Source organism: Bradyrhizobium sp. NAS80.1 (genome assembly GCF_001908205.1).
Taxonomy (GTDB): domain Bacteria; phylum Pseudomonadota; class Alphaproteobacteria; order Rhizobiales; family Xanthobacteraceae; genus Bradyrhizobium.
In genome coordinates this window covers 1-15,609 of the sequence record NZ_LGHL01000251.1, presented here as the reverse complement: position 1 = coordinate 15,609, position 15,609 = coordinate 1, and the positions used below count along the sequence as shown (strand labels likewise).

Here is a 15,609-nt window from a genome sequence, read left to right as displayed (position 1 = left end):
GTCCAACCCGCCACACCATCGGTCGGGCGCGGCTCTTTATTTCATCATTTCGGGCACCGGGGCGAACACGGTCGACGGTAAGACTGAAACCAGGGGACCGGGTTCCTTGATCTATGAGCCGCACACCCTCGTCCACCAATGGGGAAACCCGGGCAACGAGCCGTTGGTCTTCTTGGCCTTCAACATCAATCCGGAAGGTGTGGCAGCCGTGCTTCCCGTGGCGCCGGCGGAGAAGCAATAAGCCGACGGCGCGCGGCCCGCGGCATCAGGAGGACCATTCGATTCCACAATTTCCGAGAGTCGTTCGACTCTGCTCAGATAGTCGGTCAGGGAGACGAAAAATAACTTCGTTATGGCGAGCACGAAACGATCGATGTCGCGAGGGGGCTCTATTGCGAGGGTCATCATGTCAGAACTCGAGCACGCACACCAACACGCTCCCGATCACCATCACGCCTGCGCCAACCTCTTCGGCTGCGGCGACGAGAAGGGAACCGGTATCATCCGCGAGGACATCAAGGACGCTGCCTTTGACGGTCGCGCCTCCGATCGCCTCCTCCATATGGACCACGTCGATCAGGGAATTTTTGATGGCTACTTGTCGGCCCGTGGTCGCTGGCGCCGGAAGTTCCTGCAAGCGAGCAGCTTTTTGGGTGTGCTGGCTGCTGTCGAGCCCTGGTTCACCAGCCTTGCGCAGGCACAGGAATCCGGCGCCGGGCCTATGCGCCGTTCCCAGCCTGACGGTCGCGTGCATGTGGTTCCCTCGACCGGGGAAACGGTTCGGCTCGGTGTATTCGACGCCACCCTGCCGCCGATTCTTAGCATCGAGTCGAGCGACACCATCAGCTTCCCCGATACTTGGTCGCACTTCCTGAATGAAATGCAGCCAGGAGTGCCGGTCAATACCCTGGCGCAGCTGCGCGTGAGCAATCCCGGCCGGGGGCCACATTCGATCATCGGACCAATCGCTGTGGCCGGCGCCGAACCGGGCGACGTGCTGGAAGTCCGGTACCAGTCGATCCGCCCCTACGAATGGGGCGCGGTGTTCAACAACCCGGGGGCGCTCGGCACGGGTCTGCTGCCGCAGGACTATGCGCAGGGGCAGATCAAGTACGTCGATCTCGACCTTGGCGCCATGACGGGCAAGTTTATGCCCAACATCAGCATCCCATTGAAGCCGTTCCAGGGCACCTTGGGCGTTGCGCCGCCCGACGGCTATTTCCCGCCCTTGAGCCCCGGCGTGACCAGCTCGGTGCCTCCGGGCCCTCACGCTGGCAATCTCGATCTCAGCGAGTTAACCGAAGGCTCGACGCTCTACATCCCGGTGTGGAAGCCGGGCGCCCTCATCTATACGGGCGATAGCCACGCGGTGCAGGGCGACGGCGAGATTTCCCTCACCGCGCTGGAGACGCGGCTGAAAGAGCTGCGCATCCAGATCATCCTGCACAAGCAGAAGAACCTGGCTTGGCCGGTGGCGGAAACAGACACACATTGGATCGTTATGGGACTCGACAAGGACCTCAACGCGGCGATGACGCTTGCGGCGCGCAATGCAATCAAGTTTCTGGCGACGCGGGCGAAGATCAGCGAGCTCGACGCCTACGCCCTGTGCAGCATCGCCGCAAGCTTCCGCGTGACGCAGGTGGTGGACATCGTGCGCGGCGTTCACGCCCTGATCCCGAAGGCCATCTTCGCTTCCGATCTCAGGCGCGAGATGACGGTGGTATGAGCTCGCCTGGGCTCTCGCCTCTGCGCGAGAGAATGCCTATGTGATGGAGTACCTGCGGTGCCCCCAAAGCGGCAATGGGAGGTATGCTCATGGACGCCCCGAGCGAGGAATTTGTGCTGGCGGGCAGCCTCGAGGAGCTGAGGCTCAAGGGGCGGCTCGTTGTACGCGGTGGCCATCGCCCGATCCTCGTCATCTACGACCGCGGGCGCGTCTTCGCCCTCGACAATCGGTGCCCGCACATGGGCTTCCCGCTCGAGCGCGGCAGCGTCGAGGACGGCATCTTGACCTGTCACTGGCACCACGCTCGCTTCGATCTCGAAAGCGGCTGCACCTTCGACCTATGGGCGGACGAAGTGCCGGTCTACCCGGTCGAGGTGCGCAATGGTGAGGTCTGGGTGAAGACTACGTTCACTCCTGCCGATCTCGCGGCGCACTGGCGTCAGCGGCTTGCAAACGGCCTCGCCCACGACCTCGGCCTCGTCATTGCCAAGGCGATGCATGGTCTGCTCGCGGCCGGCGTACCGCAGGCCGAAATCGTACGAGAGGTGGCGCTGTTCGGAGCGCAAAATCGCGACGGCTGGGGTGTGGGTCTTACGATCCTTACGGCACTCGCCAATATCCTGCCTGTGCTGCCGGAGGAGGAAGCCTATCTCGCTCTATTCCACGGCGCACGCCGCGTGGCGGCCGACTGCGACGGCGAGGCGCCTCGGCGGGAACGCGCGCCGCTTGGAAGCCGGCCGGATCCGGCGGCGCTCAAGCGCTGGCTGCGGCGTTGGACAAACGTGCGCCATCGCGAGGCGGCCGAGCGCACCCTGCTCACGGCGGTTGCGGCCGGCTTCTCCCCGGCTGAACTCGCTGATGCCCTGTTCGCCGCCGAGACCGAGCGGGCTTTCGCCGACACCGGACACTCGCTCGACTTCATCAACAAGGCGTTCGAGTGCCTCGATCTGGTCGGCTGGCAACACGCGGCGGCTCTGCTGCCGACTGTCGTCGGTCAGCTGGTAGCGGCCCGTGGCGCCGAGGAATCGACGGCCTGGCGCCAGCCCGTTGACCTTGTTGCGTTGTGTGAGGAATCAACCAGCGAAGTCGCCGACCTGTTCGCTGCCCGACGCGGCCCGCGTGACTGGTCGGGCCACGCCGCGCTCGCTCAAGAGCTGCTCGGTGATGATCCGGCTGGGATCGTTGACGCGCTCAAGGAGGCGATCCGCGCCGGTGCCGCTCCAGCCGACCTTGGCCAATCCCTCGCATACGCGGCAGCGCTCAGGGTTGCGCGCTTCGGCAATGCCAACGAGCACGCCGACTGGGAGACGGCGCATCACGTCTTCACCTACGCCAACGCAGTCCACCAGATGCTGACGCGCATCGGGACTGCCAACATCGACACTCACGTCACAGCCGTCCGCGGCATATTGCACGGAGCGATGGCACTCTACCTTGCTCGCTATCTCAATGTGCCGCCGGCGCGCGTCCCCGGCGACGGCGGCGGGCAGCTCGATGATCTGCCCGCGGATCCAGAGACCATCGGCGCCGCATTGCTCGACGCCTTCGACCGGCAGAGACAGGTTGATCTCGCCGCAAGCCTGGTGGCACGGCATCTTACGCTCGGCCATTCGCCGCAGGCGCTGATCGCCACGCTCGCGCATGCGGTGCTGCGCGAAGATGCAGGCTTCCATGCGTATCAGATGCTGGAGGCGGGAATCCGGCAATTCGGCGCGTGGGGCGACACGGACGAGGGTCGGCACATCCTCATCGCGGTTGCCCGCTATCTGGCGGCTCATTTCCCGACCGAACGCGCGTCCCAGCAGACGGCCGACATCGCCCGCCGCTTGATGCGGGGTGGCGAGCTGCATCACGAGGCTGGATCGTCCTGACATCACCCGCCGAGGGCGCACTCAGGCGATATGAACTGACAAGAGCCTGCGCCGGCGAACCGAGCCGCGCTTCCAAATGACCATTTCGCATTGCCTCTGCTTTGCGAACGAGACTGACGCCCGGATCAGGTCCCGGACAGAACCGCGACAGCACGGCTCAGTTGGGGGGTCGTCTGACCCGGCGGAGGCCGCGCCTGCCTGGACCTCGATCATCGGCGTCACGCCCACGCCCTCCAGGCGCTCGCCATCGACCCAGACATCTTCGACTGCGAGCAGCAGCAAGCCGCTTCCAATGACGAATGCGGTGGCGGCAAGGACCCCGCCCTCTGTCAGGGGGCCGATGAGTTCGCCCAACCGGTACTTTTTGAAGCCGTGCACACGCCGCCTTCTAACCAATTGAAAAACTCGAACTCTCGCTCCAATCCATCATGGGCCAGTTTGAGCTAAATACGGCCAAGAAAATCAAGACCAATCAAAGGGTGGTCGCTTTGCGCCAAAGCTACCTCCCCGCGACATCGTATTTTGACCCGAAACGGTTTCGATGTCCCCGCCCTAATTGTTTCACCTCGGTCCGCCGCGGCTTGGACGGACGATAGCGGAGGTCACCGCAGTCGATCGAGCAAAGCCTTTGCTTCCTTCAGATCTTGCGTTTCAAAGCCCTCGGTGCACCCGGCGCAGATCGGCCCGAGCAGTTGGGCCGCTTCCTCGCGCCTGCCCTGGTCGATCCACAAGGCTGCAAGGTCTCTTGCAGCTCGAAGTTCGAGGGCTCTAGCCTGTTGGCTTCTTGCCGTGGTCAGTGCCTGATCGAGCCGTGATTGCGCCTCTGTGCCGGCGTCCGGCGCGGCGCGGACGAGAAGCGCGCGTGCTTTCAGTCGATACAATTCGGCCTCGAATACCCGTTCGCTGTTACGGCTGGTTGTAGCGAGGCCCTGCTCGATCAGCTCCACCGCAGCCTCGCATTGATTGCTCAACAATAAGGCCGGACACAAAAGCACGTACAATGCGGTGATACCCAGCTGATAACCTGCGCCACGATATTCATTCATGGCAGTCCGGATTTCCTCGAGTGTGCTGGATGAAGGGTCAAGAAAGGTCGCACATATCCCTCGGACGGCGCGCGCCAATCCTCGCCATTGCCGGAATCCGTGTTCCTCCGACAAGGTGAGACAGCGTTCGGCATAGCCGTGCGCAGTCAATAGCTCGCCACGAAGAGCGTAGATAACAGACGCATAATAGCAAGCATAAGCTTGCGAATGTGGATGACCGATGTCGTCTGCCCGCTGAATGGCGGCGTCCATTCGTGTGATTGCCATGTCGACGTGGCCGAGCAGCCAAAGAACCCAAGACATCAGGGCAAGGTCCGCCACTCCGGCATCCTGGCCAGCGGCACGGGCAGCCAGTCTCTCCTCCTCGGTGCTTGCGTCAAACGCCTCAAAGGCACGTTCGATCGCTTCGCGGGCGCCGATGAGATGTCCCATGAAAAGGCGAATCATGGCCTGCCCACGCATTGCATTGAGCAACGCTGGTCGATCGCCACGCGCCTCGGCGAGATGAAGCAGGACAGCGACCATTTCCTCGGCAATCGGTAACTCACCGCGAATGACGCTCGCGGTGGCCAACCAGAACATGATTTGTAGTTGCTCGGGGGGATCTCCGAGGCGCTCGCACAATTCGCGCGCACGCGCGAAGGTCGCCACCGCCCTGTTCGAGGCAGGACCCTGGGTAGCGATCAGGCAGGGGCCCAGAGCGAATTGGAAATCAAGCTCCAGTCTGTCCTTCCGCGCGCCGTCGGCCAAATGGACCAAGGCTTCGATTCCTCGCTGCAGGTGCGCGATCGCTTCGAGGTTGGCGGAGCGTATGGCGGCTTTCTTGCCGGCCTGCAACCAATATACCCCCGCTTTTTCAAACAGCCCCGCCACGGTGAGATGGTGCGCGATAGTTTCAGGTTGAGCCTCCACAATTTCTGGGAACCGTTGCTCGAGGGCGTCTGCGATGCTGGCATGCAGCGCTGCGCGTCGGCTCTTCAAGAGTCCCGAGTAGGCGGCGTCCCGCACCAGCGCGTGTTTGAAGGTGTAGACCGCGTGAGGAATTTCACCTCGGCAGAATATCAGCTCCGAACGCACCAACTGATCAAGCGCCTCGTCCAATCTCTGCTTCGACAGCCCGGCGACGGCACGCACAAGTTCATAATGGAATTCGCGCCCCGCGACGGCTCCGATCTGGGCGACGTCTCGCACCGGTGACAACCGATCAAGGCGAGCCATCAGCGAAGCTTGCAACGTGGTTGGGATCGCCAACGACGGGAGAGGCGCTTCGAGAACATATTCTCCGTCCCGTTCTCGCAACAAGCCGCCTTCAAGCACCATCTTGGTTAATTCCTCGACGAAGAGCGGCACCCCATCGGTGTGTGCGAGAATGTGCTCCATTACCTCCTTGGGGAGCTTTTTGCCGGCGGTCACCCGCAGGACCAGCGCTGTGCCGTCGCGTCGGCCAAGGCGGGTGAGCGGGATCGTTGTGGTGTGGGGATAACTCGGCCAAGGCGAAGTGAATTCGGGCCTGGCCGTGATCAGCATAAGTGCCCGAAGCTGCGGCACGTGCTCCACAGTAGCGGCGAGGAGCTCGAGCGACGTTGGGTCAATCCAGTGTACATCTTCGAAAATGAGTAAAACCGGCTGCTGCACAGCTAACTCGTCGAGCTGGGCCAATAGTGCCGCAAAGGTCTTCTCTTTGCGTTTTTGTGGGGTGAGGTCCTGGAGTCGATAGTGATCATCGGGTGGCAGCGCCAACAAATTGGCGAGAACGGCAAGATGTTCGGGATCGCGTGTGGATTGCGCCAGTAGAGCACCCAGCTTGGATAGCTTCTCCTGAGGTGAGTCACTGTGCTTGAACCCGGCAGCACGTTCGAGTTGGCTGATAAATGGGAACAATGCGCTGTGGGCATAGTGCTCGGAGCAGAAATAGCGCAGCGTGATATGTGTCTCACCTTGGAGCCGCTCATTAAGCGCTAACGCAATGTGTGACTTGCCAATCCCCGGCTCTCCAGCAAGCATCACGACCCGGCCTTCTTCCCGTGTAGCTTGTTGCCAGCGGCGTAACAGCAGCTCGATTTCCTCCTCGCGCCCAAACAGCGGCGGCAGCTTAGTGGTGTGCATGGCCTCGAAACGGCTCTCTACACCGCTCATCCCCAGCACCTGATAAACTTCGACTGGCTCCGCCCAGCCTTTCAGCGCGACTGGGCCGAGGTCACGATAATGGAACTCTCCCCCTGTGAGTTGGCGCGTGCACGCGGAGATCAACACAGTCCCCGGCTCCGCCAGCGTTTGCAGGCGCGCGGCGAGGTTCGGCGTCTCACCAACGACGGCTTGCTCCGCCGGCGTTTTCTCAATCAGCAGCTCGGTTACGACCACTGTTCCCGTTGCAATGCCGATGCGAATTTGCAGCGTCGCAGCGACATTCCGGATAGCCGCTACGGCACCAATGAGTGCGAGCGCAGCGCGCACAGCCTGTTCGGCATCATCCTCATGGGCATGTGGATAGCCGAAATAGACCAACACACCGTCACCCATGTAGCGGGCAATCTTTCCCTGATAGCGGCCTATAACTTCTGCGATGCAACTGTGATACGCGCCAATGAGGATTCGCATGTCCTCCGGGTCCAACCGCGCCGCAAGGGCTGTGGAGCCGACCAAGTCACAAAACATCACTGTCAGATGGCGCCGCTCGGCTTCATCTGGTCGCCTTGGTTCGGCTACCGGTGCTGCCGCTCTCGCCCCATTTTCAAGCTCCGCAATGGCGCGCAGAATCTTGCGGCGATGGCCCAGCAGAACGCCGAGGTCCTTGAGATCCTGGTCCGTCAGGTCGCGGAGTACCGAGAGATCAACGCCGTTCTCGGCGAAACGCTGAGCATACTCCGAAAAGCCGATCGACTCGAGCCACTCGGTGACGCCTCTCATGGCAATTGGACACTCCTCGGCCCCGTTCTTAGCTCCCGCAGGTATCGCTTCCAGGGGCGATCGGCCCGCCTGCACCGAGGCACTGAATCTCGGTCATCGTATCTCCTCGAAAAGGCACGGTGGTGAGCGTTGCGAAAAGCGCCAGTTCACTACTTCTGGACTAATCAGCAGAAACGCGACCGCTGCATGCGACCGTATTGCAGCCGAGGGAGCGACGTGTCTTCAAGACGCTCGACATGGCGAATAACGAGTTTCCACTCAGAGATTAGTCCTCGTGGCAAAAGAATGGTTCACTGTCGCCTTTGAAGCGCCTCCGAAAAGTGTGACGCCCCCCCATAGCTGGCGGCGAAAAGTCGATGCTTGCGTTCCAGTGGTTAGATTTCATGCCGCCGGCTGACCGGTATTTGAGGCTTCCTGGCAACGGCCGCGGCGCGCCTTGACGAACCGACATCTTCTTCGAGTTGAATCTCCGGCCTGGTGTATTGGTCAGATTGACCTCCGGGAGCGGCATCCGGCAAATCCATCCCGACCGCGCCTGCCCCGCGGAGGAAAAATATCGATCAATCTGGTACTTGTCGGGCCTTTTATTCGTTGTAATCTTCTACCATGCGGCACTCGCATGGCCGTGCTCAAAACGGGCAGGCATCACCATAACAGGAGCGAACCAACGCGCCGGTTTTTGGGATCGAGACCGACATGCCCGGTGGTGGATCGTTTGATACGTTCCCCAAATTGCTGCTGCGGAACGCCGCGCAGTTTGGCACCCATCCGGCATTTCGACACAAGGATCTTGGCATCTGGCAGAGCTGGACGTGGGCTCAAGTTGCCGAGATCGTGCGTGCCTACGCCGCCGGGTTGCATCGACTTGGCTTACAGCCGGGCGATACAATTGCCGTAGTCGGCGCCAATCGGCCGAAGCTGTACTGGACCATGATGGCCGCGCAGATGCTGCGCGCGATTCCCGTTCCAGTTTACGCCGAGGCGGTGGCCGACGAGCTTGCTTTTGTTCTCGCTCATGCCGAGGCGAAACTGGTCGCGGCTCAAGACCAAGAGCAGGTTGATAAAGTCTTGTCGGTGTCCGACCGACTGCCGCAACTCGACAAGGTCGTTTATGACGAGCCGCGCGGCCTTGATGGCTACGATCGAAGTCGATCGATCGCAATCGGCAATATCATCGAGGAGGGCCGCGCAGCCCTCGCGACTGACATTGCGCTTCGCAAATCGATCGATGACTTCGTGCAGGCGGGCAATGGTTCGGACGTCGCGGTCATCCTCTACACCTCTGGAACGACCGGCGCCTCGAAGGGAGTCACGCTGTCAAGCCGAGGGTGCATTGATGCCGCAACCGATACCACCAGGTTCGACGGACTGACCCACGAGGACGTGGTGCTCGCCTACCTGCCGCTGGCGTGGGTGGGCGATCATTACCTCAACTATGTGCAAGGCCTCGTCGCTGGATTCTGCACGGCGTGTCCGGAGAGCAGTGACACGATCGAGCAGGACAGACATGAGATTGGACCAACCTTCTACTTTGCTCCGCCGCGCGGCTTCGAAGCCATGCTGACGCGGCTGATGATCCGCATGGAAGACGCTTCGCCCGTCAAGCGGCGGATGTTCAACTACTTTCTGGACGTTGCGCGCTTGCATGGCGAGCAGGTCTTGACCGGAAGACCGGTACCGCTGTCAGGCCGCTTGCTCTATGCACTCGGGCGGCTGCTGGTCTACGAGCCTCTCAAGAACGTTCTCGGCCTGTCTCGGGTGCGCGTCGCATACACTGCAGGCGAGGCTATCGGTCCGGATCTGTTCGCATTCTTCCGCTCGATCGGGCTAAATCTGAAGCAACTCTATGGCCAGACTGAAGCGTTTCTTTACGTGACGTGCCAGCCTGATGGTGCAATCTACTCCGATACTGTTGGTCCTGCAGCGCCAAACGTCGACGTCCGCATTGCAGAGTCGGGCGAGGTGCAATTTCGCTCGCCCGGCATGTTCGTCGGATATTTTAAGGATCAGGCAAAGACCGCGGAAGCCATGACGCCAGATGGATACGTCAAGACCGGCGATGCGGGCATTTTCGACGAGAAGACCGGACACTTAAAGATAATCGATCGCGCGAAGGACGTCGGCAGGTTGAACGGCGGTACGATGTTTGCGCCGAAATACCTTGAGAACAAGCTGAAGTTCTTTCCCAACATCAAGGAGGCGATCACTTTCGGTGACTCGAGGGAGTTCGTTTGCGCGATGCTTAACATCGATCCGATTGCCGTCACGAATTGGGCGGAACGCAACAACGTTGCCTACGGATCCTATCAGGAGCTTGCCGGGCATCCTCTGGTCTACGACATGGTAGCGAACGACGTGGCCGCGGTGAACCGCTCTCTCGTTGAGGAAAAGGTGCTCGCGGGGGCCCAGATTCGCCGCTTCCTGATTTTGCACAAGGAACTCGATGCGGATGATGGCGAGTTGACCCGCACGCAGAAGGTGCGCCGCCGGATCATCGCCGAACGCTATGCGCCGCTGCTCGCGGCACTCTACGATGGCTCGTATGAGGCCGACATCTCCACTGAAGTCACTTTTGAGGATGGCCGCAAAGGCACGATCGCGGCGCGGGTCAAGATTCGCGACATGCAGGCAATTGGCGCGGCGGAGTCCCTGGAGAAGGCCGCATGAGAGCGCCAGACACCAACGAAATCCTGCTGCAAGTCGAGGCTGTGGCGCTGTCCTTTGGCGGCGTCCGGGCGCTGAAGGACGTTTCGTTCAACATCCGAAAAGGCGAAATTCGAGCCATCATCGGCCCGAACGGCGCCGGCAAGACCTCGATGCTGAATGTCGTCAATGGTTTCTACCATCCCGATCATGGCACAATTACCTTCAAGGGACGCACCAGGGACAAGATGCAGCCCTTCGAGGCGGCGCGCGGCGGCATCGCGCGCACATTTCAGAACGTTGCGCTGTTCAAGGGGATGAGCGCGCTCGACAACATTATGGCCGGCCGCACCTTGAAGGTGCGCCGGGGCCTGTTGTGGCAGGTGCTGCGTTACGGTCCTGCACTGAGAGAGGAGCTCGAGCATCGGCACCGCGTTGAGGAGATCATCGATTTCCTGGAAATCGAGGCAATCCGTAAGGTACCGGTTGGGCGCCTGCCCTACGGCCTGCAAAAGCGCGTCGAGCTTGGTCGCGCTCTCGCCATGGAACCCGAGCTCCTTCTCCTCGACGAGCCAATGGCAGGCATGAATCTCGAGGAGAAAGAGGACATGTCACGGTTCATTGTCGACGTGAACAATCAATACGGCACGACAATCGCGCTGATCGAGCACGACATGGCTGTGGTGATGGACCTCTCGGAGAGCGTGGCGGTACTCGATCATGGCGTCAAGATCGCCGACGGCACGCCGGACGAGGTGAAGAACAGCCAAGCCGTCATCGAGGCCTATCTTGGCGTTGCACACTGAGGAGCGTTCGTGATCGCATTAGGCCAATTTCTCGAGGTTCTGATCGGCGGATTAATGTCCGGCGTGCTCTATTCGCTGGTCGCACTCGGCTTTGTGTTGATCTTCAAGGCATCCGGCGTGTTCAATTTTGCTCAGGGAGCAATGGTATTGCTCGCAGGCCTGGCGCTGGTTCGCGCTCTCGATCTCCTGGTTGCCAACGGCTTTCCCCTTTGGGCTGCGATCGTACTCGGCATCGCTTTTGCGGCCGCAATCATGGCGACAACGGCATGGCTGATCGAGCGGTTCGTGATCGGACCTCTTGTCAACCAGGACGGTCTCACGCTGTTTATGTCCACCATCGGCGTGACATTCGTCATCGAGGGCGCGGCGGAGATGATTTTCGGATCCGATGTCTACCCGTTGCGGCTGTTTCCGACGGATGCCTGGTTTGTGCTCGAGGATGTCTTCCCGGGTGGAATTCTGGTCAACAAGCTGGACGTCTGGGGCGCGTTGATCGCCGGCATCCTGGTCGCTGGCCTCGCGATCTTCTTTCAACGCACCAAGACCGGTCGCGCACTTAGGGCCGTGGCCGACGACCACCTGGCCGCGCATTCGGTCGGGATTCCAATCGGTTGGATCTGGTTTGTGGTCTGGCTCGCAGCCGGTCTCGTTGCGCTGGTCGCGGCAACCGTGTGGGGTACCAAGCTCGGCGTGCAGTTCTCCATCACCTTTCTCGCGCTGAAGGCCCTGCCCGTCTTGATCATCGGGGGCCTTACCTCAATTCCGGGAGCCATCGCCGGCGGGCTCATTGTGGGGGCGGGCGAGAAGATTGCAGAGGTGTATTTGGGGCCATCCATCGGCGGCGGCATCGAATATTGGTTTGCCTACGTGCTGGCGCTCGCGGTGCTGCTCGTCCGGCCGCAAGGTCTGTTTGGCGAGCGGATCATCGAACGCGTCTGAGAAAGGAGTTCGTTGTGCTTTATCGCGAGGCTGGCCAGTTCAAGACGACCTACGTAGAGGACATGGCGATCTTCCCGATCAGACAGGACCGTATTGCGCTCGCGGTCTTGCTCGGCATCGCTTTCATTGGCGTGCCGCTGTTGGCTACCTTTCATATTTGGCCGTTCGGCAGCGACTATTTGCTGTGGGCAATCTTGTTGCCCTTTCTCATCCTGGCGCTCGCCGCCATCGGTACGAACATTCTCGTGGGCTATTGCGGCCAAATTTCGCTTGGCAGCGGCGCGTTCATGGCCATCGGCGCCTATTCCGCCTATAAGCTGGTAACAGGCGTTCATATCCCGCTCGCCTGGCTTGGCTGCGCGATCTCGATCCCCCCGTTGTCCGTGCTCGCATCCATTCTGCTCGGCGGGCTCATCGCGGCGGGTGTCGGAATCCTGTTCGGCATTCCCAGTTTGCGGATCAAGGGCCTCTACCTAGCGGTAGCGACACTCGCCGCGCAGTTCTTCTTCGATTGGGCGTTCCTGCGGATCCCGTGGTTCACCAATTACGCCCCGTCGGGATCGGTGAATGCGCCAGAACTGAACTTCTTTGGTCTGATCGTGCAATCGCCGATCGAGCGCTACCTGCTATGCCTGCTATTGGTGACCCTGATGGCGCTGCTGGCGAAGAACCTCGTTCGCGGCAATCTCGGCAGACAGTGGATGGCGATCCGCGATATGGATATCGCCGCAGAGCTGATCGGTATCCGGCCGCTTTATGCAAAGCTCACGGCGTTCGCGGTCTCTTCATTCATCATCGGCGTGGCGGGCGCACTCTGGGCATTCGTCTACCTGGGTTCATGGGAGCCGCTTGCGTTCTCGATCGACCGTTCGCTGCAGCTTCTCTTCATGGTCATCATCGGCGGGCTCGGGTCGATCATGGGGTCGTTCGTCGGCGCGGCCTTCATCCTCATCGTCCCGATCATGCTCAATCTGATTCCAGCCGAACTCGGCGTGCCGCTGTCGACGGAGACGATCGCTCATTTTGAATTCATCATCTTCGGATCGTTGATCTGCTATCTTCTCATCAAGGAACCCCATGGCTTCGCTCGGCTGATATCGATCGGCAAGGAGAAGCTGAGACTTTGGCCATTTCCCTATTGAATGGACGATCGCGCCTGCGTCGCACGCGGACGGTCTCTAGTGCAGGAGGAAGGAAACACACCCCCGAAAGCAAGAAGAGGGGCTCAAACGAGGAGTATACGCAAATGCCAAGTATTGCATGCAATGCACTGATATTGGCGACAGTGGCGTCTGGCGTGGTGGTTAGCGCACCAGCCGCAGCTCAAAACGAGCAGTTCATCCCAATTCTGTCGTACCGAACCGGACCCTACGCTGTGAATGGCGCTCCTTATGCAAACGGGGTTGTGGACTATTACAACCTGATCAATGAGCGCGACGGCGGCATTAACGGCGTCAAGATTCTGGTCGAAGAATGCGAGACCGGTTACGCGACCGACAAGGGCGTCGAGTGCTACGAGCGCCTCAAGAGCAAGGGGCCAACCGGGGCAGCTTTCATCAATCCTCTGTCGACCGGCATCACGTTCGCCCTCACCGAAAAGACCGCGACTGACAAGATCCCGATCATCACGATGGGCTACGGCCGTGCCGATTCCAAGAACGGCGCGGTGTTCCCGTACAATTTTCCACTGCTCGGCACCTATTGGTCCGCGGCGGATATCGCAATTCAGCACGTCGCCAAGGAACTCGGCGGTTTCGACAAGCTCAAAGGCAAGAAGATTTCGCTGCTGTATCACGACAGCCCCTACGGCAAAGAGCCGATCCCGATGCTGCAAGTGCTGGCGCAGAAGTACGGGTTCGAGTTCACACCGATCCCGGTCACGCACCCCGGCGTCGAGCAGAAGTCGCAATGGCTGGCGATCCGCCAGAACCGGCCAGACTATGTCCTGGTCTGGGGCTGGGGCGTCATGAACAGTACGGCCGTCAAGGAAGCGGCGGCCGTTGCGTATCCGCGCGAGAAGATGATCGGCGTTTGGTGGTCAGGCGCAGAGCCGGACGTGACGCCCGCGGGCGACCAGGCCATAGGCTATAAGTCGCTGATGCTCCAGCATGGCGCAGGCAAGTTTCCTGTCCACGCCGATATAGAGAAGTACGTCTACGCGAAAGGCAAAGGTTCAACAGACTCTGGCAAGGTCGGCGAAGTTCTCTACAATCGTGGCGTGGTGAATGCCATGCTCGGCGTGGAGGCGATCCGCAAGGCGCAGGAGAAATTCGGCCAGAAACCGCTAACAGGCGAGCAGGTCCGCTGGGGGCTTGAGAACCTCAACCTCTCCGAAGCGCGGATAAAGGAACTCGGCTTCGATGGGATGCTGAAGCCGATCAAGATCTCCTGCTCCGACCACGAGGGCACACGCGACGGGCGCGTCCAGCAGTGGGACGGCAAGAGTTGGAAGATCATCTCGGACTGGTACACGGCTGACGAACCGCTCATCGATCCGCTCGTCAGGGACGTTTCCGCGAAGTACGCCGCGGACAAGAAGGCCCAGCCACGCGAGTGCTCGAAGGAAAGCTAAGCTTTGTGAGCGATCCGGGAGCGGATGCGGCGGCTCCCGGATTCCCAGTGTTTGGAAAGGTCTGCGCGTGTCAACTCACAACGTTGTCGGTGTGGCGACTGAAGCGGCAGTTCCGGTGCTGTCGGTTAACAATATCGAGGTTGTGTATGATCACGTCATCCTCGTGTTGAAAGGAGTATCGCTGGAGGTCCCGCGGGGCGGTATCGTCGCGCTTCTCGGCGCCAATGGTGCCGGCAAGACGACGACATTGAAGGCGATCTCCAATCTGCTGCATGCAGAGCGCGGCGAGGTCACCAAGGGCTCAATTCTGTTCGACGGCATGGAAGTGCAGTCGCAGTCGCCAAACGATCTGGTACGCCGCGGCTGCATTCAGGTCATGGAGGGCCGGCGTGCCTTTCCTCATCTTACGGTGGAGGATAATCTCCTGACCGGCGCCTTCACGCGTAGGGACGGCAAGTTGGCGATTGCGCAAGATCTTGAACGGGTCTACGGCTACTTCCCCCCGTCTCAGAGAGCGGCGCAGCTCCACGGCCGGCTATACATCGGGCGGCGAACAGCAGATGTGCGTGATCGGCCGAGCGCTGATGTCGCGCCCGAAAATGATCCTGCTCGACGAACCGTCAATGGGTCTCGCGCCGCAGATCGTCGAGGAGATCTTCGAGATCGTGAAGGATCTCAACGCCAAGGAGGGTGTATCCTTTCTTCTGGCCGAACAGAACACCAACATGGCGCTCAAATATGCGAGCCACGGGTACATCCTCGAAAACGGCCGCGTTGTTATGGACGGCGAAGCGCGCGCACTCGCCGCAAACGAGGACGTCAAGGAGTTCTATCTTGGGGTCACCGGCGCCAGGCGAAAATCATTTCGGGATATCAAACACTACAAGCGGCGCAAACGCTGGCTCGCCTAGCCGATGCCAGCATTCGCCTGAAGCAGGCAGGACCGGTGACCGGCTGCTTGGTCGTAGGCTTCTTGGCCCTTCTCAGACGCGGCCGAATGGCCGCTTTGCGTCCAGAAGTGCCGATCGCAATCGGTGTCTTTTCACTCACCGGTTCGGCGCACGCCGACAACGGCTGCGACCGAAACAAGAACAGT

Annotated in this window: 10 protein-coding genes and 1 pseudogene; 9 read left to right on the top strand and 2 right to left on the bottom strand. The window is 60.6% G+C overall.

The window, feature by feature from the left end:
- From AC629_RS46140 to AC629_RS40130, 3 genes are all read left to right on the top strand, one after another.
- Nucleotides 1-241 (top strand): cupin domain-containing protein (locus AC629_RS46140; protein WP_143199818.1); only part of this gene is annotated, 241 nt, incomplete at its 5' end.
- 165 nt (nt 242-406) lie between these two features.
- Nucleotides 407-1,729 carry an acetamidase/formamidase family protein gene (locus AC629_RS40135; RefSeq protein WP_168195706.1) on the top strand — a complete coding sequence of 441 codons (1,323 nt, stop codon included), beginning with the start codon at nt 407-409 and terminating at the stop codon, nt 1,727-1,729.
- Between the two features lie 89 nt (nt 1,730-1,818).
- Nucleotides 1,819-3,600 carry a Rieske (2Fe-2S) protein gene (locus tag AC629_RS40130; RefSeq protein ID WP_245332153.1) on the top strand — a complete coding sequence of 594 codons (1,782 nt, stop codon included), beginning with the start codon at nt 1,819-1,821 and terminating at the stop codon, nt 3,598-3,600.
- A 21-nt stretch (nt 3,601-3,621) separates the two neighbouring features.
- Here the strand turns inward: AC629_RS40130 and AC629_RS40125 are convergent, their stop codons facing one another.
- A complete protein-coding gene (locus AC629_RS40125; protein ID WP_084810196.1) occupies nt 3,622-3,978 on the bottom strand; it encodes a S41 family peptidase in 357 nt (118 codons plus the stop codon).
- A 224-nt stretch (nt 3,979-4,202) separates the two neighbouring features.
- On the bottom strand, nt 4,203-7,553 hold the full coding sequence (locus AC629_RS40120; RefSeq protein ID WP_084810195.1) for an AAA family ATPase: 3,351 nt from the start codon (nt 7,551-7,553) through the stop codon (nt 4,203-4,205).
- Between the two features lie 696 nt (nt 7,554-8,249).
- Here AC629_RS40120 and AC629_RS40115 point away from each other — a divergent pair.
- The 6 genes and pseudogenes from AC629_RS40115 to AC629_RS50040 all read left to right on the top strand — a co-directional run bounded on the left by AC629_RS40115 (nt 8,250) and on the right by AC629_RS50040 (nt 15,424).
- The gene (locus AC629_RS40115; protein ID WP_084810194.1) at nt 8,250-10,220 is read left to right on the top strand and encodes an AMP-binding protein; all 1,971 of its coding nucleotides are present in this window, start codon (nt 8,250-8,252) and stop codon (nt 10,218-10,220) included.
- The gene (locus AC629_RS40110) at nt 10,217-11,002 is read left to right on the top strand and encodes an ABC transporter ATP-binding protein (protein ID WP_084810193.1); all 786 of its coding nucleotides are present in this window, start codon (nt 10,217-10,219) and stop codon (nt 11,000-11,002) included. Before AC629_RS40115 ends, AC629_RS40110 begins: the two co-directional genes overlap by 4 nt.
- A 9-nt stretch (nt 11,003-11,011) precedes the next feature.
- Nucleotides 11,012-11,941 (top strand): branched-chain amino acid ABC transporter permease, encoded by a 930-nt coding sequence (locus AC629_RS40105; protein WP_283848236.1) that lies wholly within the window; start codon nt 11,012-11,014, stop codon nt 11,939-11,941.
- A gap of 14 nt (nt 11,942-11,955) precedes the next feature.
- Nucleotides 11,956-13,083, top strand: a complete 1,128-nt coding sequence (locus tag AC629_RS40100; RefSeq protein WP_084810192.1) for a branched-chain amino acid ABC transporter permease — start codon at nt 11,956-11,958, stop codon at nt 13,081-13,083.
- Nucleotides 13,065-14,513 (top strand): ABC transporter substrate-binding protein, encoded by a 1,449-nt coding sequence (locus AC629_RS40095; RefSeq protein ID WP_245332152.1) that lies wholly within the window; start codon nt 13,065-13,067, stop codon nt 14,511-14,513. The genes AC629_RS40100 and AC629_RS40095 overlap by 19 nt, the downstream gene beginning before the upstream one ends.
- 61 nt (nt 14,514-14,574) lie before the next feature.
- Nucleotides 14,575-15,424: pseudogene (locus tag AC629_RS50040) on the top strand (ABC transporter ATP-binding protein).
- Nucleotides 15,425-15,609: the final 185 nt, after the last annotated feature.